We start from the raw sequence: 23,932 nt of genomic DNA, 5'->3' as shown, positions 1-23,932 counted from the left end.
GCAGCAACCGCCAGGACCGCCACCGATGACCATGACCTATAGTTTTGACGACCTGAAGAAGGATGTGGCCGAGGGCCGCATCGATACCGTTCTGGCATGCCTCGTCGACATGCAGGGGCGCCTGATGGGCAAGCGTTTCCACGCGCAGTATTTCATCGACAGCGCTCATGAAGAGACGCACAGCTGCAACTACCTCCTGGCGACCGACATGGAGATGGAGACCGTTCCCGGCTACCGGTCGACGAGCTGGGCCGCCGGCTACGGCGACTACACGATGAAGCCGGACCTTGCGACGCTGCGCAAGTTGCCGTGGCTCGAAGGCACCGCGCTCGTGCTCTGCGACGTGCTCGACCACCACACCCATGCCGAGGTCCCGCACTCGCCGCGCGCCGTGCTGAAGAAGCAGGTCAAGCGGCTGGAGGCCATGGGCCTGAAGCCCTTCATGGCGAGCGAGCTCGAATTCTACCTGTTCGACCAGACCTTCGACGATGCGCGCGAGAGCGGCTACCGCGACCTGCGCACGGCCTCCGGCTACAACGAGGACTACCATATCTTCCAGACCACCAAGGAAGAGGATGTCATGCGGGCGCTGCGCAACGGCCTGCAGGGCGCCGGCATTCCGGTCGAGAACTCCAAGGGCGAGGCCTCGCCCGGCCAGGAGGAGATCAACGTGCGGTATGCCGAGGCGCTGACCATGGCCGACCGGCATTCGATCATCAAGAACGCCACCAAGGAGATCGCCTGGCAGCGCGGCAAGGCCGTCACCTTCCTCGCCAAGTGGAACTACAACCTGGCCGGTTCCTCCTCGCACATCCACCAGTCGCTGTGGAGCCTCGACGGCAAGGAGCCGAAGTTCTTCGACAAGGACGGCAAGTACGGCATGTCGGAGCTGATGCGCATGTATGTGGCGGGCCTGCTCGCCCATGCCAGCGAGATCACCTATTTCCTCGCGCCCTACATCAATTCCTACAAGCGCTTCGTTGCCGGCACCTTCGCGCCGACCAAGGCGATCTGGAGCAAGGACAACCGCACCGCCGGCTATCGCCTGTGCGGCGAGGGCACCAAGGGCATCCGCATCGAATGCCGCGTCGGCGGATCGGACCTCAACCCCTATCTCGCCATGGCGGCGCTGCTGGCGGCCGGCATGGCGGGCATCGAGCAGAAACTGGAGCTGGAGGCACCCTTCGAGGGCGACGCCTATGGCGGCAAGGACATCCGCGAGATCCCCAAGACCCTGCGCGGCGCGGCCGCCGCGCTGAAGGAATCCGACATGCTGCGCGAGGCCTTCGGCGACGACGTCGTCGACCACTACGTGCGCGCGGCCGAATGGGAGCAGGAAGAATACGACCGCCGCATCACCGACTGGGAGGTGGCGCGCGGCTTCGAGAGGGCGTAGAAGCGTGTGCAGATTTGCCCCTCACCCCGCCCTCTCCCCGCAAGCGGGGCGAGGGAGACGAGACGGCGCGGCAAATTCCTTCTCCCCGCTTGCGGGGAGAAGGTGCCGGCAGGCGGATGAGGGGCGGCATCTGCGCCAGAACTGAAATTCCGAATAGAACCAACAGGAAGTCGATCATGACTGTGATCAAATGCATATCCCCCGTCGACGGCTCGGTCTATGCCGAGCGCGAGGCGATGCCGCTGGCGGCCGCGCAAGAGGCTGTCGCCCGCGCGAAGAAGGCGCAGAAGGCCTGGGCCAGGCGCCCGCTCGAAGAGCGCGTCCAGCTCGTCCTCAAGGGCGTTGCCCGCGTCAACGAGATGGCCGACGAGATCGTGCCGGAAATCGCCTGGCAGATGGGCCGCCCGGTCCGCTACGGCGGCGAATTCAAGGGCTTCAACGAGCGCTCCAACTATGTCGCCGAGATCGCCGGCTCCTCGCTGGCGCCGATCGTCATCGAGAACAGCGAGCGTTTCGAGCGCCGCATCGAGCGCGAGCCGCATGGCGTCGTCTTCGTCATCGCGCCGTGGAACTATCCCTACATGACCGCGATCAACACGGTCGCGCCGGCGCTGATGGCCGGCAATGTCGTCATCATCAAGCACGCCGCCCAGACGCTGCTCGTCGGCGAACGGCTGGTGCGCGCCTTCAACGAGGCGGGCGTGCCGGAGGATGTCTTCCAGAACGTCTTCCTCGACCATGACACGACATCGGCGCTGATCGCCGGCAATGCGTTCGACTTCGTCAACTTCACCGGTTCGGTCGAAGGCGGCCGGTCGATCGAGCGCGCGGCGGCCGGCACCTTCACGCCGGTCGGCCTCGAACTCGGCGGCAAGGATCCGGGTTACGTCATGGAAGACGCCGACCTCGACGCCGCCGTCGACACGCTGATGGACGGCGCGACCTACAATTCCGGCCAGTGCTGCTGCGGCATCGAGCGCATCTACGTCAACGAGAAGCTCTACGACGCCTTCGTGGAAAAATCCGTCGCCTGGGTGTCCAATTACAAGCTCGGCAACCCGCTCGATCCGGAAACCACCCTCGGCCCGATGGCGCACAAGCGCTTCGCCGCCACCGTGCGCTCGCAGATCGCCGATGCGGTCGCGAAGGGCGCGAAGGCTCTGGTCGATCCAAAACTCTTCCCGGCCGATGACGGCGGCGCGTATGTCGCCCCGCAGATCCTCGTCGATGTCGACCATTCGATGGAATTCATGACGGAAGAGACGTTCGGCCCGGCCGTTGGCATCATGAAGGTCAAGAGCGATGAAGAAGCGCTCGCCCTGATGAACGACTGCAAGTATGGCCTCACCGTCTCGCTCTGGACGAAGGACGCCGATCGCGCCGCAAACATCGCCCGGGACCTTGAGACCGGCACCGTCTTCATGAACCGTGCCGACTATCTCGACCCGGCGCTCTGCTGGACCGGCGTCAAGGAAACGGGCCGCGGCGGCTCGCTCTCCGTCATCGGCTTCCACAACCTCACGAGACCGAAATCCTACCATTTCAGGAAAGCTTGAAGAGCATGACCATCACCGCCAACTGGAGCTACCCGACCGCGATCAAGTTCGGGGCCGGCCGCATCAAGGAACTCGCCGACCACTGCAAGGCCGTGGGCATGAAGAAGCCGCTGCTCGTCACCGACCGCGGCCTTTCGACCATGGCGATCACGAAGGAAGCGCTCGACATTCTCGACGCCGCCGGCCTCGGCCGGGCGATGTTCGCCGAGGTCGATCCGAACCCGACCGACAGGAACCTCGAAGCCGGCGTCAAGGCGTTCCGCGACGGCGGCCATGACGGGGTCGTCGCCTTCGGCGGCGGCTCCGGCCTCGACCTCGGCAAGGCCGTCGCCTTCATGTCCGGCCAGACGCGGCCGGTCTGGGATTTCGAGGATATCGGCGACTGGTGGACCCGCGCCAATTCCGACGGCATCGCGCCGATCGTCGCCGTGCCGACGACGGCCGGCACCGGCTCGGAAGTCGGCCGCGCCTCTGTCATCACCAATTCCGAGACGCACACCAAGAAGGTGATCTTCCATCCGAAGTTCCTGCCCTCGGTGACGATCTGCGATCCGGAGCTGACGGTGGGCATGCCGAAGGTCATCACCTCGGGCACTGGCATGGACGCCTTCGCCCATTGCCTCGAAGCCTATTCGTCGCCGTTCTACCACCCGATGAGCCAGGGCATCGCGCTGGAGGGCATGCGCCTCGTCAAGGAATTCCTGCCGCGCGCCTACAAGGACGGGACCGATATCGAGGCCCGTGCCAACATGATGTCGGCGGCCGCCATGGGCGCCGTCGCCTTCCAGAAGGGCCTAGGCGCGATCCATTCGCTGTCGCATCCGGTCGGCGCCATCTACAACACACACCACGGCATGACCAATGCCGTCGTCATGCCGCCGGTCCTGACCTTCAACCGCCCGGCCATCGAGGCGAAGATCGCCAGCGCCGCCGCCTATCTCGGCATATCCGGCGGCTTCGACGGTTTCTTCGACTATGTGCTGCGCCTGCGCGAGGAGCTCGGCGTGCCGGACAAGCTGTCGGCGCTCGGCGTCGGCACGGACCGGATCGACGAGATGGCCGCCATGGCGATCGTCGATCCGACGGCCGGCGGCAACCCGGTGGAGCTGACGCTGGACGCGGCCAAGCGCCTCTTCGTCGAGTGCATCTGAATTCTTGCCGTTAACAAATGACAGGGGCCCGGAAAACCACGGTTTTCCGGGCCTTTTGCCTGAGAAGGCGAAAGTCCGGCGCCGTTCTCGTTAATCTTCGCCATGCGCATGTTTCCATTTCGTTAACCATGTTTTGAAAGGTTTGAGCAAGCGGGCGCCATTCTCACCGGGCCGCCTGACGAGAGCGATGAGAAAGCTCGCAGCATTCATGAGGAAAGACATGCCAGTCATCACATTTGCCAATGCCAAGGGTGGCGCGGGCAAGACCACTGCGGCGCTGATCCTTGCCACCGAGCTTGCAAGCCGGGGCCATCGCATCACCATCCTCGATGCGGACCCGCAGCGCTGGATCAGCCACTGGCACGAGGTTTCCGGCCGCCAGCGCAACATCGCCGTCATCTCGGAAGTCACCATGGCTTCCATCCAGTGCCATATCCGGGAGAACCGCGATACGACCGACTATTTCATCATCGACCTCGCCGGCGCGCGCGACGCGCTGGTCGCCACCGCCATCGGCCTGTCCGACCATGTGATGATCCCGGTGCAGGGCTGTGCCATGGATGCGCGGGGGGCGGCGCATATCCTCGAACTCCTGAAGCAGCTCGACGAGAAGGCGGGCATCCGCATCAACCATTCGGTCGTGCTCACCCGCATGAATTCGCTGGTGACGACCCGCGCGATGAGCGCCATCAAGGCGTTGCTCGCCGCCCGCGGCGTTGCCGTGCTCGACACGCCGATCGGTGAGCGCACCGCCTTCCGCGACATCTTCGATTGCGGCGGCACGCTCTATACGATGGATGCGGCCAGGGTGAGCAATCTCGACAAGGCCTGTGAGAATGCGCGCCTTTTTGCCGACGAGGTCCTGCGCCTCCTGCCGGTGCGCAAGCGCATCGCCACCGAACGCGGTTTCTTCCGCACGCTGCAGCGGGCAGCCTGAGCCTTCCGGATTGACGATTGACAAGAACGGCTGCGACAAAGGGCGCAGCCGTTTTTCGCGCCGCAACGCCATGTCGGTAATGAACAATTTACCACGCTTAACCTAATGATATCGCGTTAGAAAGCGACCTCGCCGGCAATGCGCCGCCGCGGGGACCCATGAAGGGTTACGGGCAAGACGTGGTGCCGCCCGGCGCCGTTGCCCCGATTTTCCGCTGCTTTCCCCGTTTTCTCGAGTTGCCAGGATACCCCCCGGAATGAAGCCAGCCCCGCAGACCGCCAGCCAGAACCACGACATCGCGCGCCGTCTGGACTATCTCGGCCTCGACGAGGCAGCGCTGAAGCGGCTCCGCACGCTGAAACCCTTCATCGAGAAGGAGCTCGGCCCGGCGCTGGACAAGTTCTATGCGATCGTGCGCAAGAGCCCGGAGGTGAACCAGCTCTTCTCCAACGACGCCCATATGAATCGGGCGAAGAATGCCCAGCTCGGGCACTGGGCGAACATCGCGGCCGGCGACTTCACCGGCGACTACGCGTCCAAGGTGCAGACGATCGGCCATGTGCATGCGCGCATCGGCCTGGAGCCGCGCTGGTATATCGGCGGCTATGCGCTGATCGTCGAGCATCTCCTGACGGAGGCGGTGAAATCGCTCTGGCCGAAGCAGGGGCTCTTTGCCCGCCAGGAGATCGGGCCGGAGGAGTTTGCGGCGCGCTTCTCCAGCCTGCTCAAGGCCATGTTCCTCGACATGGACCTCTCCATCTCCGTCTACAACGACATGTCGGATCTCGCCAAGCAGCAGGCGGTGCAGGCGCAGGTCGTCGCCGAGGAGCGCAAGATCGTCAGCGACAGTTTCGGCGCCGCGCTGAAGCGCATTTCCGACGGCGACCTCACCGCGCGCATCACCGGCCCGCTGCCGGAGGCCTACGAGGCGCTGCGCGAGGATTTCAACCACGCCATTTCCACGCTCTCGCAGGCGATCGGCAATATCGGCGCCGGCGCGGGCTCCATCCATCTCAGCGCGCAGGAGATCGCGGCGGCCTCCGACGACCTCGCCAAGCGCACGGAGCGGCAGGCCGCGAACCTGGAGGAGACCGCCGCCGCCGTCGAGCAGGTGACCACCACCGTGCGCCAGACCGCCCAGAACGCCGACGAGGCGAACGCCCTCGTCATGGCGGCGCGTGACAACGCGCAGCGCGGCGGCGAGATCGTGGAGCACGCGATCGTCGCCATGGGCGAGATCCAGGCCTCCTCCTCGGCCATCGCCAACATCATCGAGGTGATCGACGAGATCGCCTTCCAGACCAATCTGCTGGCGCTCAACGCCGGCATCGAGGCGGCGCGGGCCGGCGAGGCGGGGCGCGGCTTTGCCGTCGTCGCCTCGGAAGTGCGGGCGCTCGCCCAGCGCTGCGCCGATGCGGCGAAGGACATCCAGAACCTCATCGCCAGGTCGCATGGCCAGGTCGAGGACGGCGTGCGCTCGGTGGGCGAGGTCGCCCAGTCGCTGCGCCAGATCGTCACCCAGGTCGTGGAGGTCAGCGCCGTCTTCAACACCATCCGTGCCAGCACGGCGGAACAGGCGACGGGCCTGCAGGCGGTCAACCAGGCGGTCAATGCCATGGACCAGATCACCCAGCAGAACGCCGCGATGGTCGAGCAGGCGAATGCCGCCAGCCAGGCGCTGACGCAGGAGGCCGCCTCCATCGCCGCCCAGCTCAGCGCCTTCCGCACCAGCGGCGCGGCCCGCCCGGCCCAGGGATCGGGGTATGTGCGGGCGGCTTGACCGCTGGCCTTCTCTGCCGTCGGGCCGCCCCTCATCCGTCTGCCGGCACTTTCTCCCCGCAAGCGGGGAGAAGGGGATGGAGCAACGGTTCATTCATATCCGATTACTGGCAAGCGGGAGAGGCTTACCTGCAAGCGGTCATTGAGCGAGGAAGCCGGCGCGGCATATCCCTTCTCCCCGCTTGCGGGGAGAAGGTGGCGGCAGCCGGATGAGGGCTACCCCCCGTTCGTCAGTCGACGAATTCGACCGTCACGCCGGCGCTGGTCATCTTGGCGAGCTCCGTCGCGTCCCAGTTGGTCAGGCGAATGCAGCCGTGGCTCTGGGTCTTGCCGATCTTCGAGGGTTCCGGCGTGCCGTGGATGCCGTAGGTCGGCTTCGACAGCGCGATCCAGACCGTGCCGACCGGACCGTTCGGGCCGGGCTGCAGGGTCAGCACCTTGTTGTTGTTGCCCTGCTGGAAGTTGATCTTCGGATTATAAGTGTAGCCCGGATTGAGCGCGATGCGCTCGACCGTCACCGTGCCGGACGGCGAGGGCGTGTCGGCCGAGCCGATGCTGGCCGGATAGGCGGCGATCAGCGTGCCGTTCTCGTCATAGGCGAGCACCTGCTTGCGGCCCTTGTCGGCGAGGATCTTGGCGACCTTGCCGGTCTTCCTCTCGCCCGTGTCGACGACCTTGATGATCGTGCCGGGAATGGTGAAGTCGACGCCCGGATTGATCTCCTTCAGATAGGCCTCGTCCATGTGGAACTTCTCGGCCAGCATCTCGGTGGTCGAGGTGAAGGAGAGATGCGGCAGCGCCGCCTTCTGGGCATAGTCGTCGGGGATGGCGGCGACATAGGGGCCGGCCGCATCGGCGGCGGTGATCTCGTAGGTGGTGAAGGCAAGGCCGCCGGACAGGCGCAGCCGCTCCAGGATGTCGTCGGCATTGTTCGGGTCGAGCGTCTCGCCCGTCGCCTGCTGCCAGGCCTCGATCGCCTTGGTGACGTTCGAGCCCTTCTTGCCGTCGATCACGCCCGGCGAGAAGCCCTCGCGGTCGAGGAAGACCTGAAGCGCGGTGATCTCGGCGGACGACACCTTGCCGATCGCGATCGCCGGGTCGAATTTCGGGCCGGGCACGAACTCCGCATCGGGATCGGTGCCGGTTTCCGGCAGGGCCGCGCTGTCGTCGGAGAAATCGGGCAGGGCCTGCGAGCCGCCGAAATCGGCATCCGGCAGGGGCTGGCGCTCGATGCTGCCCGGCAGGCCTTCGCGCATTTCCGGTACGGAACTCGTCGTCAGTTCATCGCCATAGTCGGCCTCGGGCGCCGGCGGGAAATAGTCGGGGTTCGCTTCCGGATAGCCGCGCATCTCGCGGTAGCGGTCACGGCGCGGGCGATAATCGTCGCCGCGGGCGAAGTAGCGGTCGGCCCGCATGGCGGTGGCGACGATGTTGCCCCAGCCGTCGACATAGACGGTGCGGCCGCGGTTGTCGCGCATCGCGCGCACGCTGCCGTCGTCCGGAACATAGTCGAGGATATCGCCTTCCGGCGACACCAGGACCGTGTCGCGCGCGGAGAAACGCTGCTGGGCATGTGCCGGCAGGGCGGCGATTCCCAGGACGGAAGCCGCTGCAAGGAGCGAAAGGCTTGTTTTAAAAATAGAATTCACGGCTCTTGACCTGCCTGCTTGCACATATCGCGCGGACGGAACACTTCAATTCAGACCTTAATATGAAAAAACTGAATCGATGGTGAACGTAAGGTCAACGCGTATTGCAAAAACTTGTGACCGGCCGTGATGGTTCCCTTGGAGCGATGAGAGACGAGCCTTGCCGGGCGTGATGTTCCGCTACCTTGCCGTGGAGCGTTTCCCGTTTTCCGCCGGTTTGCAAAAAACACGCTATCCTTTTGTTTTTCTGCGGTTCCGGGCGCAAAACCGCGTCGCACTTCTGCGGGAATTGCTCTAGCATGCCGCCGTTCGATTGCCCCTTGCCGGAGTCCCGGATGACCTTTGCCCTTACCGCCCAAACGCCCGACCAGTCCTTCCGCCTCGACCTGACGCCGCAATCGGTGCTCGATGTCGCCGGCGCCGTCTTCCATGGCGTCGATCTCGCGCCGGGGGCGGCCGTGCCGTCGGACGGCGATCCGCGCATCGACAAGGCGCTGCCCGGCTTCCTGTTCACCTGCGGGCCGGATCACATCCGCCATCCGGTGCCGGTCGAGGGCGCGGCCGACGGGCGGCTCTATCCGCTGCACGGCTCGTTCTCCTCCTCGCCGGCACGGGACGTGCTGATCGAGGAGGATGAGGGGGAGGTGGTCTGCGAGGGGCGCGTCGCCGTTTCGCTCGCCCATGGCGGCAAGGCCGACCTCGCGCGCCGCTGGCGGGCCGACCGGCGCACCGGCCACATCACGCTCGACGACCGCGTCACCAATACGGGCGACACGTCCTGGCCGCCCTTCGGCATGTATCACATCAATTTCGGCACCGGCCTCTTCGATGCGGATACGCGGCTGACCGGGGCGATGCTGCCCGGCGGCAGCCTGCCGTGGCGCTTCGGCGAGGGCGACCGCGAGATCTTCTGCGTGCCGGCGGCCGAAACGGCAACGCATGGCTGGGCGGAGATCGCCATCGGCCCGATCGCCGCGCTTGGCGGTCGCAGCGTCCATATCCGCTTCCGCACGGATACGCTGCCGCATCTCCAGGTCTGGCGGAACCTGTCGCCGGGCTCGGCGGTGCTCGGCATCGAGCCCGTCTCGCACCGGCTCGCGCCGCGCGCCGAGCTGATCGCCTCCGGCGAGGCCGCCGATTTCGCGCCCGGCGAAAGCGTCGGCTACGGCCTCGCCTTCGAGGTCCGCTAGGATATTTGCACGCTTTTCGAGCGGAGAGGGGCGTTCGCGCGTTCCGGGGGCAGCACGCTTCGCGCCTTTTCGGGAATTGCTATAGATTTTGCGTGATTGACGCTCCCGCAGTGCGGGCTTAAACGGTGAGCACCCCTGTTTTCTAGAAGGAACCGCCCATGGATATCCGCGAGATCAACGACGAATATTCCGTCTCCGGCCAGATCGCCGTCGAGGATCTCGACGCCATCGCCGCCCTGGGCTTCAAATCCATCGTCTGCCACCGCCCGGACCACGAGCAGCCCGACCAGCCGGAATTCTCCGTCATCGCGGCGCGCGCGAAGGAGCTCGGCATCGAGGTCGCCCATGTGCCGGTCGGCCCGATGGGCGTGACGGCCGAGGCCGTGCACGGCATGGTCGACGCGCTCGACGAACTGCCGCGCCCGATGCTCGGCTATTGCCGCTCCGGCATGCGCTCGACGAAGATCTACGAGCAGACGCAGCATATCCGCGGCTGAGGGCCTGGCCCCTCATCCGCCCGCCGGCACCTTCTCCCCGCAAGCGGGGCGAAGGGGAATGCCGCAACGGTTTCCCAAAGCATCGGCGGTATTTTGGAAGGCGATGCATTGCCCCATCCGCCTTCTCCCCGCTTGCGGGGAGAAGGTCGCGGCAGCGGGATGAGGGGCTTTCACGCCCTTAAAAATATCACGTCCCGCTGCGGATATCCGAGAGCGTGCGCGTCGGGGTGATCGCTTCCGGGTCGAGCTTCACCTCGATGATCGCCGGCTTGCCGCTCGAGCGGGCGCGCAGGAAGGCGGGCGCGAAGTCCTCCGTCGCCTCCACCGTCTCGCCATGGCCGCCATAGGCGCGGGCGAGCGCGGCGAAATCCGGGTTGGTGAGGTCCGTGGCGCTGACGCGGCCGGGATATTCCCGCTCCTGGTGCATGCGGATCGTGCCGTAGATGCCGTTGTTGACGACGACGGTGATGATCGGAAGGTTGTAGCGCACGGCGGTGGCGAATTCCTGGCCGTGCATCATGAAGCAGCCGTCGCCGGCAAAGCAGATGACCTCACGCTCCGGGAAGAGCTGCTTGGCGGCAACCGCGGCCGGCAGGCCATAGCCCATCGAGCCGGAGGTGGGGGCGGCCTGCGTCGCAAAGCGCCGGAAGCGGTGGAAGCGATGCACCCAGGTGGCATAGTTGCCGGCGCCGTTGGTGAAGATCGTGTCCTCCGGCGTGTTTTCCTCCAGCCAGGCCATGATCGGGCCCATCTGCACGCCGCCCGGGCCGGTTTCCGGCGGGGTCGACCATTTCAGGTAGGATTCGTGCATGGCGGCGGTGCGCGCGGCCCAGCGCGGGGCGGCCTTCGGCGCGAGGCCGTCGAGCGCGGCGACGAAATCCTCCGGCGCGGCGCAGATCGCAAGGTCCGGCCGGTAGACGCGGCCGAGCTCGGACGGATCCGGATAGACATGCACCAGCGTCTGCTGCGGGTAGGGCACCTTGAGCAGGCTGTAGGTCGAGGACGGCATTTCCGAATAGCGTCCGCCGAGCAGGATGACGAGGTCCGCCTCGCGGATCTCCCTGCCGAGCGCCGGGTTGACGCCGATGCCGCTGTCGCCGGCATAGTTCGGGTGACGGTGATCGAACAGCATCTGGCGGCGGAAGGAACAGGCGACCGGCAGCGACCAGCGCTCCGCGAAGGCCGTGAAGCCGGCGACGCTCTCCTCCGACCAGCGCGTGCCGCCGAGGATGACGAGCGGGCGCTCGGCGGCTTCAAGGCGACCTGCCAGTTCCTCCACCTGCCTGCGGCCGGGATGGGCCTCGACCGGCGCATAGGCCTTCGCCTCGACCGTCTCGACCGTGTCCGTCAGCATGTCCTCGGGCAGTGCCAGCACCACCGGGCCCGGACGGCCGGAGGTGGCGACGGCAAAGGCGCGGGTGACGAATTCGGGGATGCGGCGGGCGTCGTCGATTTCCGCCACCCATTTGGCGACCTCGGTGAAGGCGCGGCGGTATTCCACCTCCTGGAAGGCCTCGCGCTCGCGCGCATCGCGCTGCACCTGGCCGATGAAGAGGATCATCGGGATCGAATCCTGCCGGGCGATGTGCAGGCCCGCCGAGGCATTGGTGGCGCCGGGCCCGCGCGTGACCATGCAGATGCCGGGCTCGCCCGTCAGCCGGCCCCAGCAATCCGCCATCATCGCCGCGCCGCCTTCCTGGCGGCAGACGAGCACGTCGATATCGGTGTCGTGCAGCGCATCGAGCACGGCGAGGTAGCTTTCGCCCGGCACGCAGGCGACGCGCCTGACGCCGTTGGCAACGAGGGCATCGACGATCAACTGGCCACCGGTCTTCATGCGCTTTTCTTTCCTGCTTCGAGGAGGTCGAGTTCCGCCATCACGGCGTCGGTATGTTCGCCGAGCCGCGGGCTCGGCCGGTCATAAGCAAGGGGGGTGGCCGAATAGACGATGGGCGTGCGCACGCCGGGAATGCGGTTGCCGTCGGCATCCGGCAGGTCGATGCGCAGGCCCCGCGCCTTCACCTGCGGATCCGCGAAGGTCTCGGCGATGGAATTGATCGGCCCGGCCGGCACGCCCTCGCGCTCGCAGGCGGCGAGAAGCTCGGCTTTGCTGACACCGGCGGTCGCCCCGGTGACGAGGCGACGCACCTCGCCGCGATGGGCGACGCGCGCCCGGTTGGTGGCAAAGCGCTCGTCGTCGGCGACGCCCTCGAGCTTCAGGATGCCGCAGAGCTTGCGGAACTGTCCGTCATTGCCGACGGCGAGGATGATGTGTCCGTCGGACGTCGGCACCACCTCGTAGGGCGAGATGTTCGGATGCGCGTTGCCGAGCCGCGTCGGCGCATTGCCGGAGGCAAGGAAGTTCATGTTCTGGTTCGCCATGACGGCGGACTGCACGTCGAGCAGCGCCATGTCGACATGCTGGCCCCGGCCGGTCTTCATGACATGGATGAGCGCGCCCTGGATGGCGGCGACGGCATAGATGCCGGTGAAGATATCGGCGATGGCGACGCCCGCCTTCATCGGCTCGCCGTCCGGCGCGCCCGTCACCGACATGAAGCCGGACATGCCCTGCACGATATAGTCGTAGCCGGCGCGGGCGGCATAGGGGCCGTCCTGGCCGAAGCCGGTGATCGAGCAGTAGACGAGTTTCGGATGCGCCTTGGCGAGGCTCTGGTAATCGAGCCCGTACTTGACGAGGCCGCCGACCTTGAAGTTCTCGATGACCACGTCGGCCGTCGCGATGAGGCGGTGGACGACGGCGCGGCCTTCCTCGGTCTTGAGGTCGACGGTAATCGAGCGCTTGCCGCGGTTGGTGGAGTGGTAGTAGGCGGCCGAGAGGTTCTCGCCGTCCTTGCCGGTCACGAAGGGCGGGCCCCAGGCGCGCGTGTCGTCGCCGCCGTCGGGGTTCTCGATCTTGATGACGTCGGCGCCCATGTCGGCCAGCATCTGCCCGGCCCAGGGCCCGGCGAGAACCCGCGCCAGCTCAATGACCCTTATGCCGGATAGCGGCAGGTTCGACTTCTCCATCGTGCACTCCCTTCCCGGCGGTGCCGGAACGCGGCCGGCCGCCGGGCCTTTCGCCCGTTTCCCTTTGGATAACAAAAAGCTGCCGGGCACGATAGCCGGCGCCCGCGGGGAGATCATGACGGCTCAGACTGACATGATGCCTGCCGCGCCGTTTTGCGCGGCCGGGCGGCGTCAGATCGGCGTGGAGACGGGCGGTATCGTCGCCGTCTTGTTGAGCTTGCGTTCGCGCCAGATGACGTAGAGGCCGGAGGCGATGATGATGGCGATGCCGAGCCATTTCACGGCATCCGGCAGATGGCCGAACACGAACCAGCCGAGGATCGTCGCCGAGACGATCTCCAGATATTGCAGCGGGGCGAGCGTGGAGGCGGGCGCCGAGCGATAGGCATAGACGCCGAGCACGCCGGCAATGGTGGCGGCGACGGCGGCGCCGGCGATGTAGAGCGTGTTCGCCATGTCCGGCACGACGGGCGTCAGCATGGCGATGCCGAGCCTGCCGCCGGCAAGAAGCAGCAGGCCGGAGAACAGCGCGCCCCAGAGGCCGGCATAGAACTGCATGGACCAGGGATCCTCCTTCTGGGCGACGAGCCGGGTGAGGAGGAAGAACAGCGCGAGCGAGAAGGCCGCCACGACCGGCAGCAGCGCGATGGGGCCGACCTCCTGCAGGCTCGGCTGGATGACCAGCAGCGAGCCGAGGAAACCGACGCCGCAGGCCGTGTAGCGCCGCCAGCCGATGGTCTCCTTCAGGAAGATCGAGCCGAGGATGGTCAGGATGATCGGCTCGACGAAGAAGATGGCGATGGCATCGGCCACTTCCATGACGGCGAGCGGCGTGACGAAGGTGATCATGGTGATGGCCATCAGCAGGCCGCGGGCGGCATGCAGGCCCATCTTCCGGAAGGTCACGTCCAAAAGCGTGCCGCGCAGGAGACAGATCGGCCCCAGCACGGTCATCTGGAAGAGCAGGCGCACGAAGGTGATCTCGGTCGCGGGGACCGACGTGACCGCGAGCTTGGCGAAGATATCGATGATCGGCGAGATGAGCACCGAGAGCACCATGAGCAGGAGCCCGAGGCCGACCTCGTTGCGCAGCGGGGCGATGGTGGCGGATGTGGTCATGCGTGTTCCGGGGCGCAGGTCCATGCGTCGGCCACCCGCCGGCACCAGCCGGCAAAGGCGTCGACGGCGGGATCGCGGAGCGGCCGGCTCTCCTTGAGCGTTTCGTGACGCATGCCGCGATAGACGGTTGTCGTGACGTCCTCAAGCCGCGATTTTTTCAGTCGCCCGGCAAAGGCGTGCACGGCGCGGCCGAAATCCGTCGCCGGGTCCTCCTCGCCGCCGACGAGATGGATCGGCAGCCGCCTCGGCAGGCGCGCAAGCCCTTGTGCCGAGGCATTGGCGAAGGTGACGGCGAAGATGTCGATCCACATCGCGACATTGACGTCGAAGCCGCAGCGGGGATCGGCGATATAGGCGTCCACCTCGGCCGGGTCGTGCGACAGCCAGTCGAAATCCGTGCGGCGGTTCGCGATGGAGCGGCCCCAGGCCCCGAAGGTCAGGCGCGGCAGCGCGCCGCTCGGCACGTCCGATCCCTTCAGCATGCGTTCTGCCGCCAGCACGGCCTGCGCCACGCGCCCGGCAAGCCCGGGTTCGAGATTGGAGTTCCACACGGCGAGCGCGTCGATATCGCCGGGGTGTGCCTCGGCGAAGGCGAGCGCCATGAGCCCGCCCATCGAGTGGCCGAAGAGCACGACCGGCAGGCCGGGATGCCGTGCCGCCGCATGATCGCGCACGGCGCGCATGTCCGCGATCACCCGGGCGATGCCGCCCTTCGGCGCGAACTGGCCGCGCGGGGCATCCGGCGCGCTGGTGAAGCCGTGGCCGCGATGGTCGTGGGCATAGACATGGAACCCCTCCGCCGCCAGGCGCGCGGCGAACGCCGCATATCGCGCGCTGTGCTCGGCAAGGCCATGGCTGATCAGCAGGATGCCGTGGGGAACGCCCCGGGCAGCCTCGTGCCGCAGCGCAAGGCTCGCCCCGCTCGGGCTTTGCAGCGTCGAAACCTGCGAAAACACCGGTCCATCCTCCCGTTTCGGCCCTCCCGTTCTGGCAAGGTCAACGCGATTTGCCGTTGAAAGACAATGGGATGCGGCGTGTATTTTTCGATTTTCTCCCGCATGTCGCGTTTTTTCCGATTCATGGTTGCATTTTCCGGATCTTTGGTTGTAAATGATCTCGTTTTGTTCTCGTTGGGGGAGCCGGTCATGACGACCAATGCCGCACTGACTTTCAAAGCCGTCGTTTTCCTTGCCGTCCTGCCGTTGCTTCTCGCGTGTCTCACGCTGGCTGCCGGTTCCCGTCCCGCCGCCGCGCAGACGGTGCCGGCAGGCGGCGGCGCGCGCGAGGTCCTATCCGTCAGCTGGCAGGCGGGCTACTGCGCCGCCCGGCCGAAAAGCCGCGGCTGCGCGGATTTCTCCGTGGACGCGCCGGCCGCCCGGCAGTTCTCGCTGCTCAGCCGCTTCCAGCTGCGCAAGAGCTATTGCGGCGTCGAGGCGGGCCTCAAGCAGCAGGCGCGCAAGGGCAAGTGGACGGAGCTGCCGGATATCGTGCTCGCTTCCGGCACGAAGGCGCGCCTGATGGCCGCGATGCCCGCCGCGCGCCTCGGCCTCGACCGCCAGCAATGGCTGCGCAGCGGCAGCTGCGTCGCCGCCTCGCCGGAGGTCTACTACAGCCGCTCGCTCGACCTGCTCGACGCGCTCAACGCCTCGCCGGTGCGCGCGCTCTTCACGCAGAAGGCGGGGGCGGCGATCACCCTTGCCGAAGTCCGCGCCGCCTTCGACGCCGCCTTCGGGGCGGGGGCCGGCGAGCGGGTGCGCCTGACCTGCCGCAAGACGGACGGCAGGCCCGTCGTGACCGGCCTCACCATCGGCCTTGCCGGCGACGCGCCGACGCTCGCGGACCGCATCGCCGCGGCCTCGCCGACGAAGTCCCGCTGCACCGAGGGGGTAACGGGCGCGGGGCAGGCGGGGTAGGGGCGACGGACGGGCGATGCCGCGCCGATCTGGACTGCTCTGCTGCCGCGGAGAGTGTCACGGCGATGCGGGGCGGTGTTTCCGCCCCGGGGCGCGATGCGGCTTTCTCAGATTGCCGCGGGCGGAGAATTCGCCTACATAGCGGGCAAATTTGTCCGATCCGGAGCGCGTTTTCATGGCACGTCAGTTCATCTACCACATGTCGGGGCTCAACAAGGCCTATGGCAACAAGAAGATCCTCGAGAACATCCATCTGTCGTTCTATCCGGACGCCAAGATCGGCATCCTCGGCCCGAACGGCGCCGGCAAGTCGACCGTGCTGCGCATCATGGCCGGCCTCGACAAGGAGTTCACCGGCGAGGCCTGGCTTGCCGACGGCGCGACCCTCGGCTACCTGCCGCAGGAGCCGCAGCTCGATGCGTCCAAGACCGTGCTCGAGAACGTCATGGAGGGCGTCGCCCCGAAGAAGGCGATCCTCGACCGCTACAACGAACTGATGATGAACTATTCCGACGAGACGGCGGAAGAGGGCGCGAAGCTCCAGGACATCATCGACAGCCAGAACCTCTGGGACCTCGAAAGCCAGGTCGAGATGGCGATGGACGCGCTGCGCTGCCCGCCGGGCGACGCCTCGGTCGACAATCTCTCGGGCGGTGAAAAGCGCCGCGTCGCGCTCTGCAAGCTGCTGCTCGCCCAGCCGGACCTGCTGCTGCTCGACGAACCGACCAACCACCTCGACGCCGAGACGATCGCCTGGCTCGAAAAGCACCTGCGCGAATATCCGGGCTCCGTGCTGATGATCACGCACGACCGCTACTTCCTCGACAATGTCACCGGCTGGATCCTCGAGCTCGACCGCGGCCGCGGCATCCCCTACGAAGGCAACTATTCCGCCTACCTGCAGGCCAAGGCCAAGCGCATGCAGCAGGAAGGCCGCGAAGAGGCGACCCGCCAGAAGGCGCTCGCCCGCGAGCAGGAATGGATCGCCTCCTCGCCGAAGGCCCGCCAGGCCAAGTCCAAGGCCCGTATCCGCGCCTATGACGAACTGGTGCAGGCCGCGGCCGAGCGCCGCCCCGGCGACGCGCAGATCGTCATCCCGGTCGGCGAGCGCCTCGGCAACGTGGTCATCGAGGCGGAGAACCTCACCAAGTCCTATGGCGACCGCGTGCTGATCGAGAACCTGACCTTCAAGCTGCCGCCCGGCGGCATCGTCGGCGTCATCGGCCCGAACGGCGCCGGCAAGACGACGCTCTTCCGCATGATCACCGGCCAGGAGCAGCCGGATTCGGGCTCGATCACCGTCGGCGAGACGGTCGATCTCGGTTATGTCGACCAGAGCCGCGATGCGCTCGCCGGCGACAAGACCGTCTGGGAGGAGATCTCCGGCGGCAACGACATCATCAAGCTCGGCAAGCACGAGATGAACAGCCGCGCCTATTGCGGCGCCTTCAACTTCAAGGGCGGCGACCAGCAGCAGAAGGTCGGCACGCTCTCGGGCGGCCAGCGCAACCGTGTGCACCTCGCCAAGATGCTGAAGGCCGGCGGCAACGTCATCCTGCTCGACGAACCGACCAACGACCTCGACACCGAAACGCTGGGGGCGCTGGAAGACGCGCTGGAAAACTTCGCCGGCTGCGCCGTCATCATCTCGCACGACCGCATGTTCCTCGACCGCCTGGCGACCCACATCCTCGCCTTCGAGGGCGACAGCCACGTCGAATGGTTCGAGGGCAACTTCGAGGACTACGAGAAGGACAAGATCCGCCGCCTCGGCGCGGATGCCGTCAACCCGAAGCGGGTAACCTACAAGCGCCTGACGCGCTGATCGGCGCCGCGTCCCGCCCTTTGAGAAACCCCGGTTCGCCGGGGTTTTTCTTTGGGCGTATCGGTGGGAAGATCGGCGACACGGATTTGCCCTTGCGCGACACGGGTTAATCACATAAACATATCTTTATGTCTTGATTGGATGGGCCATGGGCGACACGCAGAAACTCGGACTGGACGACATCGTGGAGATCCTGAAGGCGGCGGGCGAGCCGACGCGCCTTCGCCTTCTCGCGCTGCTTTCGCATGGCGACCTGACCGTGACCGACCTGACCGATATCCTCGGCCAGTCCCAGCCGCGCATCTCGCGCCACCTGAAGCTGCTCGCCGAGGCCGCGCTGGTCGATCGCTACCAGGAGGGCGCCTGGGCCTTCTTCCGGCTGAGCCAGGGCGGATCGGCCGTGGCGCTCGTTCGCCAGCTCCTCGAGGCCGCCGATCCGGCGGATGCGGTTTTCGCGCGTGATGACGAGCGGCTGCGGGTGCTGAAGAAGATCCGCGCCGACAAGGCGCAGGCCTATTTCAGCCGCAACGCCGCGGAATGGGACGCGGTGCGCCGGCTGCATGTCAGCGAGGCGGAGGTGGAGGCGAAGCTGGCCGCGATGATCGGCGCGGAGCCGGTGGACGCCTTCCTCGACCTCGGCACGGGCACGGGGCGCATCCTGCAGCTGTTCGAAGGGCTCTACAGGCGCGGCGTCGGCGTCGATGCCAGCCGCGACATGCTGGCGGTCGCGCGCGCCAATCTCGACCGGGCCGGCGTCACCAAGGCGTCGATCCGCCACGGCGATATCTTCAACCTGCCGCTGGAGCGCGACGAGTTCGACGTCGTGACGATCCATCAGGTGCTGCACTTCCTCGACGAGCCGGAGGCCGCGGTGGCGGAGGCCGCGCGCATGCTCGCCCCCGGCGGGCGCCTTGCCATCATCGACCTTGCCCCGCACGCGCTCGAACATCTGCGCGACGAGCATGCCCATATCCGCCTCGGCTTCTCGCACCAGACGCTCGCCGAATGGCTGGAGAAGGCAGGGCTTGCCGTCGAGGAGATCGTCGACCTCAAGCCCGCGCATTCCGCCGCCGATGCGCTGACCGTCACCATCTGGCTTGCCCGCGACCAGCGCGAACGGGCGGCCGACACCATTGCCATCCGCAGGAGGAGTTGACATGAAACCGGCGACCGCCAGCCCAGCCCGCAAGGACATCCGCCTGTCTTTCGAATTCTTCCCGCCGAAATCGGCGGAGGCCGAAGGCCAGCTGTGGGAGACGGCCGCCGCGCTTTCGGCCTATGAGCCGGGTTTCATGTCGGTGACCTACGGTGCCGGCGGCTCCACCAAGGCGCCGACGCTCGCCACCGTCCGCCATCTCCTCTCGATGGGCCTGCCGGCGGCCTCGCACCTGACCTGCGTGGGCGCGACGAAGGAGGAGGTGCACGCCGTCGTCGCCGAGTTCCAGGCGGTCGGCGTCAGGCATTTCGTGGCGCTGCGCGGCGACCCGCCGGGCGGCGTCGGCACGCCCTACCAGCCGCATCCCGGCGGCTATGCCAATGCGGCGGAGCTGACCGCCGGCCTGCGCGGCCTCGCCGATTTCGAGATCTCCGTGTCGGCCTATCCGGAAAAACATCCGCAGAGCCCGGATGTTGCCGCCGACATCGACATGCTCAAGCGCAAGGTGGATGCCGGCGCAACGCGCGCGCTCACCCAGTTCTTCTTCGAGAACGACGATTTCGAGCGCTACCTGGAGCGCGTGCGCAAGGCCGGCATCGCGATCCCGGTCGTGCCGGGCATCCTGCCGGTGCACAACCTCGCCCAGGTGCAGAAATTCGCCGGCCTCTGCGGGGCATCCGTGCCGGGCTGGCTGGCCGACCGGCTGGCGCCCGTCGACGACCGGCCGCAGGAGCGCGCGGCCGTGGCGATCGACCTCGCCGCCCGCCAGGTGGAAGACCTCATCGCCCGGGGTGTCGGCGAGTTCCATTTCTATACGATGAACCGCGCCACGCTCGTCTCGGCGGTCTGCGACCGCGCCGGCTTTGCCCGGAACGCGCGCCATGCGGCCGGGGCGGCGGCCTGACCGCCGGTCCCGCCCGACAGAACCGATCGCCGAAATGAAAATGCATGGCGCCGTCTCCGGGCCATGCATCCTTCTTGAATTCGTTTCGGCAGGGTCTTTTTGGTTTTGTCGTCCCTGGCCTCCCGGACTGCGCTTTGATCGCCTCAGATGAAGATCATCGTTGCGATGAAGAGGAACGCTGCACTGATCATCAGAACATTCAAGGAATGTGTGAGTCCCATGGCTACCTCCTTGCGTTTGCGGATCGATATTACGACCTAAAAAAGCGTATTGGAAAGGCGTTTTGTTGCTGCGTTGCAACATCCGGCATTCGCCGGGCCCTTATTCACAATGCTAACCTGCTGAATTTTCTCCTCTATCGTGGCCGCCACAAAAAATTCACAATCCCTACCAGATGACGAATGCCGACATTGTGCATTTACCAATGTGGCGCAAGTCGGGCGGCCATTCCGGCGGATTGCCATGAAACGGCCGGGAATGCGCTTTGTTCCCGCATTTTTCAGGCGGTGCGGAAACGGGCGAAAAGGCGCCCGTCGAGCACCACGAGGCCGAGGAGCACCAGGGCCATGCCGAGCATGCCGAGCGGCGTCAGGGTTTCGCCGAGGAAGAGCATGCCGGCGAGGATGGCGCTCGGCGGCACGAGCAGCGTGACGAGCGAGGTATTGGTCGCGCCGGCGGCCGCCATGATTCGGAAGAACAGGATGTAGCCGTAGGCCGTCGAGACCAGCGCCAGCGCCAGGACGGCGAGGATGGCCGGCAGCGGGGGCAGGGGGATCTGCCAGGGCGTATCGAGGGCGAAGGAGACGGGCAGCATCAGCAGCGTCGAGGCGGTGAGCTGGCCGGCGGCGGTGACGGGCGCCGCGACGTCGCGGAAGCGTTTGCCGTAGGTAGCCGCAAGGCCGTAGGAGGCGGCGGCAAGCACGGGCAGGACGACGGACCAGAGTGGCGGGCCGCCATCATTGGTCGAAGGGGCGCCGGTGAAGGGCGCGAGCGCGCGCGGGCCAATCAGCACCGCCGTGCCGACGAGGCCGATCAGGCAGCCGGCGATCTTTTGCGAGGAGAGCTTTTCGTCCAGCGTGAACCGGTTGGCGATGAGCACGGTGAAGATCGGCGTCGTCGCGTTGAGGATCGAGGCAAGGCCGGCGCCGATCTGCGTCTGGCCGAGGAAGATCAGCATGTGCGGCACGGCATTGTTGATGAGGCCGAGCAGCAGGAACGCGCGCCAGCGGGCGCGCAGCGTCGCGTAGATATCGAACCGGCCGGCAATATAGACATGCAGCGCAAGCGCGGCGATGCCGACGCGCAGGAGCACGAGGGTGGCCGGAGGAACATGGGCGACGGCGACGCGGGCGAAGAAGAAGGAACCGCCCCAGATCATGCCGAGCAGGGCGAGCAGGCCCCAGGTGCGTGCGCTCATGCGCGTTGCTGATACCGATACCGGCTGTTCCATCGCTCTCTCCCTGGCACGCTGCCGTCTGCCGGCCTGGCGCACGGGCAGAAAGACAGAGCGGCAGCCCGGTCGAAACCGGGCTGCCGCTCTGGGTCTCTTCATGCCTATAGCACCGCGCTTGCGCGGCGCCACCCGATTTCCGTCACAGGGCGGACAGCAGGGCCTGGGTCGCCCAGCCGTCGGCGGGCAGGCCGAGGCGCAGCTGTTCCTTCTGGATCGCGGCGCGCGTGCCGGAGCCGAGGATGCCGTCGATCTTGCCGACGTCGTGGCCGAGGCCCTGCAGCTTGGTCTGGAGCTGCTTCATGCTGTCCTCGGAAAGGCCTTCCTCCGGGGTGCCGCGCTCATAGGGCGGGGCGCCGGCAAGGCGGGTCGCGAAATAGGCTGCCGACGTCGTGTAGATGAACGACTGGTTCCATTCGAGATAGATCTTGAAGTTGGGGTAGGTGATGAAGGCCGGGCCCTTGCGGCCCTGCGGCAGCACCAGCGAGGCTTCCAGGTTGCCGAAGGAGGTATCGCCGTCGCGCGGCTTGACGCCGAGGGCGAACCAGTCAGCGGCCGTCATGCCCGGCTGCAGGCCGGTCTTCTCGAAGGGCAGCACATCGGGCACGGAGACTTCCTGGATCCAGGGCTGGCCCTTCACGAAGCCGAGGTGCTGGATGAACCTGGCGGCCGTCAGGATCGCGTCCGGCGAGGACTGCTTGACGTTGACGTGGTTGTCGCCGTCGCCGTCGACGCCGAATTCGATGATGTCCTTCGGCAGCATCTGCACCTGGCCGATCTCGCCGGCCCAGGCGCCCGTGGTGCCGTTCGGGTCGAGGTCGCCATGGCCGACCATCTCGATGGCGGCGAGAAGCTGCGGGCGGAAGAGCTCCGGCCGGCGGCAGTCGTGCGAGAGCGTCACCAGCGCGTTGCGGGTGTTGAAATCGCCCTGCACGGCGCCGAAATCGGTTTCCATCGCCCAGAAGGCGGCGATGATCGGTCCCGGCACGCCGAATTCCTGCTCGGCGCGCTGGAAGACCGGAGCGAGGTCCTTCAGCTTCTTGCGGCCGATATCGAGGCGCGACTGGCTGACCGTGCGCTTGGAGAATTCGAGGAAGGTCTGGCGGAAGACGCCCTGGGCGCGGTCGCGCGACAGCACCTTCTGGTCGATGGCGGCGCCGGCAAGCGCCCGGTCGGCGACATCGGCCGGAACGCCGCGTGCCAGCGCCTCGGCCTTCACGCCCTGAAGGAAGGCATTGAAGTCGCCGCCGCAGGCCGCCGTCGATTGGGCGTGCGCGCTGCCGGCGAGAAGAAGGGCCGCAAGGCCTGCTGCAAGTTTCGTCTTCAGGTTTAGCCGCATCTCGAATGCTCCTTGGTCCGTTGCTGGCCCGGCTGTCTCAGATGAATGTGACGGAAGCAAGAAGAAAACGGCGGCCGCGGCGCGCCGTCGCCCTTTTCACGCGATTGTGCCTTCATGGCGCCGCGCGTCGGCCGCGAGGCGCCGAGGTCATCACGGAACCATGGTGCGGTCAGCGGGAAACCGTCTTCATCCAGCTGTTCCAGTTCTTCGCGGAGCCGGCAAAGACGTTGATGTCCGTATTGCCGGAAATGCCCGGCACGACGCCTGTCGAAGTATATTGCCAGAACGCCCACTTGCGCGCCGAATAGATGTTCTCCGGATGGTTCGCCACCGAGCGCAGCCAGAAGGGATAGGCCTCGAAATGGCCAACGAGGTTGTCGCGGTGGAAATCGACCGTCGTGTAGATGATCGGGCGCTTGCCGTAGTGCTTTTCGATACGGTCCATGAAGCGTTGCAGGGCGGTGCGCACCTCGTCCGGAGGCGGGCGCAGCTTGCAGGTCGGCGAGACGGGGTTCCATTCGGCGTCCAGCACCGGCGGAAGCTGCACGGCCTCCTTCGGCACGTTGGCGATGAACCAGTCGGCCTGGGCGTCCGCCGTCGAGCAGAAATAGTAGAAATGGTAGGGCGCGTGGGCGACGCCGGCCGCGCGCGCGCCGCGCCAGTATTCGGCAAAGCGGCTGTCGAGACGGTCGGTGCCCTCGGTCGCCTTCAGGAAGGCGAAGGAGACGCCGCTCCTCTTCACCGCCGGCCAGTCGATGTCTCCGTTCCATTTGGAAACGTCGATACCGTGAACCTCGTGGCGATGCGGATTGCGCGCGCCGAAATCCTGCGGGTCCTTGTCGTCGAAGCGCGGCGGCACGGAGGCGGTCGACACGAGGTCGTAGTCGGTGGTGGAACAGGACGAAGCAAGAAGGGCGAGGGGCAGCAGAGCCAGAATGAGCCGACGCATGGGGGTCCCGTTGTTGCGCGTTTCCTAATCCTGCCTCGAACGGGGCGGGTCGTAAAGGGCGGACGCGCGAGACGGATCGAACACCACTCGCA

General features: G+C 66.6%; 19 protein-coding genes. 11 read left to right on the top strand and 8 right to left on the bottom strand.

Features of this window, described 5'->3' with window-relative positions:
• Nucleotides 1–31: 31 nt before the first annotated feature.
• The 5 genes from WMC41_RS12790 to WMC41_RS12770 all read left to right on the top strand — a co-directional run bounded on the left by WMC41_RS12790 (nt 32) and on the right by WMC41_RS12770 (nt 6,820).
• Nucleotides 32–1,396 (top strand): glutamine synthetase family protein, encoded by a 1,365-nt coding sequence (locus WMC41_RS12790; protein ID WP_432348332.1) that lies wholly within the window; start codon nt 32–34, stop codon nt 1,394–1,396.
• A 176-nt stretch (nt 1,397–1,572) separates the two neighbouring features.
• A complete protein-coding gene (locus WMC41_RS12785; protein WP_244766820.1) occupies nt 1,573–2,952 on the top strand; it encodes an aldehyde dehydrogenase family protein in 1,380 nt (459 codons plus the stop codon).
• A 5-nt stretch (nt 2,953–2,957) separates the two neighbouring features.
• A complete protein-coding gene (locus tag WMC41_RS12780) occupies nt 2,958–4,103 on the top strand; it encodes an iron-containing alcohol dehydrogenase (protein ID WP_272805880.1) in 1,146 nt (381 codons plus the stop codon).
• Nucleotides 4,104–4,323: 220 nt separating this feature from the next.
• Complete coding sequence (locus WMC41_RS12775) at nt 4,324–5,040, top strand: ParA family protein (protein ID WP_288079907.1); 717 nt, start codon at nt 4,324–4,326, stop codon at nt 5,038–5,040.
• Between the two features lie 256 nt (nt 5,041–5,296).
• A complete protein-coding gene (locus WMC41_RS12770; RefSeq protein WP_432343669.1) occupies nt 5,297–6,820 on the top strand; it encodes a methyl-accepting chemotaxis protein in 1,524 nt (507 codons plus the stop codon).
• Nucleotides 6,821–7,049: 229 nt separating this feature from the next.
• Here WMC41_RS12770 and WMC41_RS12765 read toward each other — a convergent pair whose 3' ends face one another.
• Nucleotides 7,050–8,468, bottom strand: coding sequence for a L,D-transpeptidase family protein (locus tag WMC41_RS12765; RefSeq protein WP_432343666.1), 1,419 nt, complete (start codon nt 8,466–8,468; stop codon nt 7,050–7,052).
• A gap of 335 nt (nt 8,469–8,803) precedes the next feature.
• Between WMC41_RS12765 and WMC41_RS12760 the strand changes: the two genes are divergently transcribed.
• Together WMC41_RS12760 and WMC41_RS12755 are read left to right on the top strand one after the other, a co-directional pair.
• Nucleotides 8,804–9,658: a DUF4432 family protein gene (locus WMC41_RS12760; protein ID WP_432343663.1), complete on the top strand. Its 855-nt coding sequence runs from the start codon at nt 8,804–8,806 to the stop codon at nt 9,656–9,658.
• Nucleotides 9,659–9,816: 158 nt separating this feature from the next.
• Nucleotides 9,817–10,155, top strand: a complete 339-nt coding sequence (locus WMC41_RS12755) for a TIGR01244 family sulfur transferase (protein ID WP_064330593.1) — start codon at nt 9,817–9,819, stop codon at nt 10,153–10,155.
• Nucleotides 10,156–10,342: 187 nt separating this feature from the next.
• Here WMC41_RS12755 and WMC41_RS12750 read toward each other — a convergent pair whose 3' ends face one another.
• The 4 genes from WMC41_RS12750 to WMC41_RS12735 form a co-directional block, all read right to left on the bottom strand.
• Nucleotides 10,343–11,992, bottom strand: coding sequence for a thiamine pyrophosphate-binding protein (locus WMC41_RS12750; protein ID WP_432343660.1), 1,650 nt, complete (start codon nt 11,990–11,992; stop codon nt 10,343–10,345).
• The gene (locus WMC41_RS12745; protein ID WP_432343657.1) at nt 11,989–13,185 is read right to left on the bottom strand and encodes a CaiB/BaiF CoA transferase family protein; all 1,197 of its coding nucleotides are present in this window, start codon (nt 13,183–13,185) and stop codon (nt 11,989–11,991) included. Before WMC41_RS12745 ends, WMC41_RS12750 begins: the two co-directional genes overlap by 4 nt.
• 171 nt (nt 13,186–13,356) lie before the next feature.
• Nucleotides 13,357–14,304: a DMT family transporter gene (locus WMC41_RS12740; RefSeq protein ID WP_064330590.1), complete on the bottom strand. Its 948-nt coding sequence runs from the start codon at nt 14,302–14,304 to the stop codon at nt 13,357–13,359.
• On the bottom strand, nt 14,301–15,260 hold the full coding sequence (locus tag WMC41_RS12735) for an alpha/beta fold hydrolase (RefSeq protein WP_432343654.1): 960 nt from the start codon (nt 15,258–15,260) through the stop codon (nt 14,301–14,303). The genes WMC41_RS12740 and WMC41_RS12735 overlap by 4 nt, the downstream gene beginning before the upstream one ends.
• A 189-nt stretch (nt 15,261–15,449) precedes the next feature.
• On the opposite strand from WMC41_RS12735, the gene WMC41_RS12730 reads away from it, so the two are divergent.
• From WMC41_RS12730 to metF, 4 genes are all read left to right on the top strand, one after another.
• Nucleotides 15,450–16,217 carry a ribonuclease gene (locus WMC41_RS12730; RefSeq protein ID WP_432343652.1) on the top strand — a complete coding sequence of 256 codons (768 nt, stop codon included), beginning with the start codon at nt 15,450–15,452 and terminating at the stop codon, nt 16,215–16,217.
• A 175-nt stretch (nt 16,218–16,392) separates the two neighbouring features.
• On the top strand, nt 16,393–18,042 hold the full coding sequence (ettA, locus tag WMC41_RS12725) for an energy-dependent translational throttle protein EttA (RefSeq protein ID WP_244766810.1): 1,650 nt from the start codon (nt 16,393–16,395) through the stop codon (nt 18,040–18,042).
• Nucleotides 18,043–18,190: 148 nt separating this feature from the next.
• Nucleotides 18,191–19,198, top strand: a complete 1,008-nt coding sequence (locus WMC41_RS12720) for an ArsR/SmtB family transcription factor (RefSeq protein ID WP_244766809.1) — start codon at nt 18,191–18,193, stop codon at nt 19,196–19,198.
• 1 nt (nt 19,199) lies between these two features.
• The gene (metF, locus tag WMC41_RS12715; protein ID WP_432343648.1) at nt 19,200–20,102 is read left to right on the top strand and encodes a methylenetetrahydrofolate reductase [NAD(P)H]; all 903 of its coding nucleotides are present in this window, start codon (nt 19,200–19,202) and stop codon (nt 20,100–20,102) included.
• Between the two features lie 499 nt (nt 20,103–20,601).
• On the opposite strand, the gene WMC41_RS12710 is transcribed toward metF, so the two are convergent.
• From WMC41_RS12710 to WMC41_RS12700, 3 genes are all read right to left on the bottom strand, one after another.
• Nucleotides 20,602–21,552: a DMT family transporter gene (locus tag WMC41_RS12710; RefSeq protein ID WP_432343645.1), complete on the bottom strand. Its 951-nt coding sequence runs from the start codon at nt 21,550–21,552 to the stop codon at nt 20,602–20,604.
• A 142-nt stretch (nt 21,553–21,694) separates the two neighbouring features.
• Nucleotides 21,695–22,891, bottom strand: a complete 1,197-nt coding sequence (locus tag WMC41_RS12705; RefSeq protein ID WP_432343642.1) for a lytic murein transglycosylase — start codon at nt 22,889–22,891, stop codon at nt 21,695–21,697.
• A 169-nt stretch (nt 22,892–23,060) separates the two neighbouring features.
• Nucleotides 23,061–23,840 (bottom strand): glycoside hydrolase family 25 protein, encoded by a 780-nt coding sequence (locus WMC41_RS12700; RefSeq protein WP_432343639.1) that lies wholly within the window; start codon nt 23,838–23,840, stop codon nt 23,061–23,063.
• Nucleotides 23,841–23,932: the final 92 nt, after the last annotated feature.

Origin of the sequence: Shinella yambaruensis, assembly GCF_050859155.1 — a bacterium.
GTDB lineage: Bacteria > Pseudomonadota > Alphaproteobacteria > Rhizobiales > Rhizobiaceae > Shinella > Shinella yambaruensis.
The sequence above is the reverse complement of the archived record's forward strand: the minus strand, read 5'-3'. Positions and strand labels throughout refer to the sequence as shown.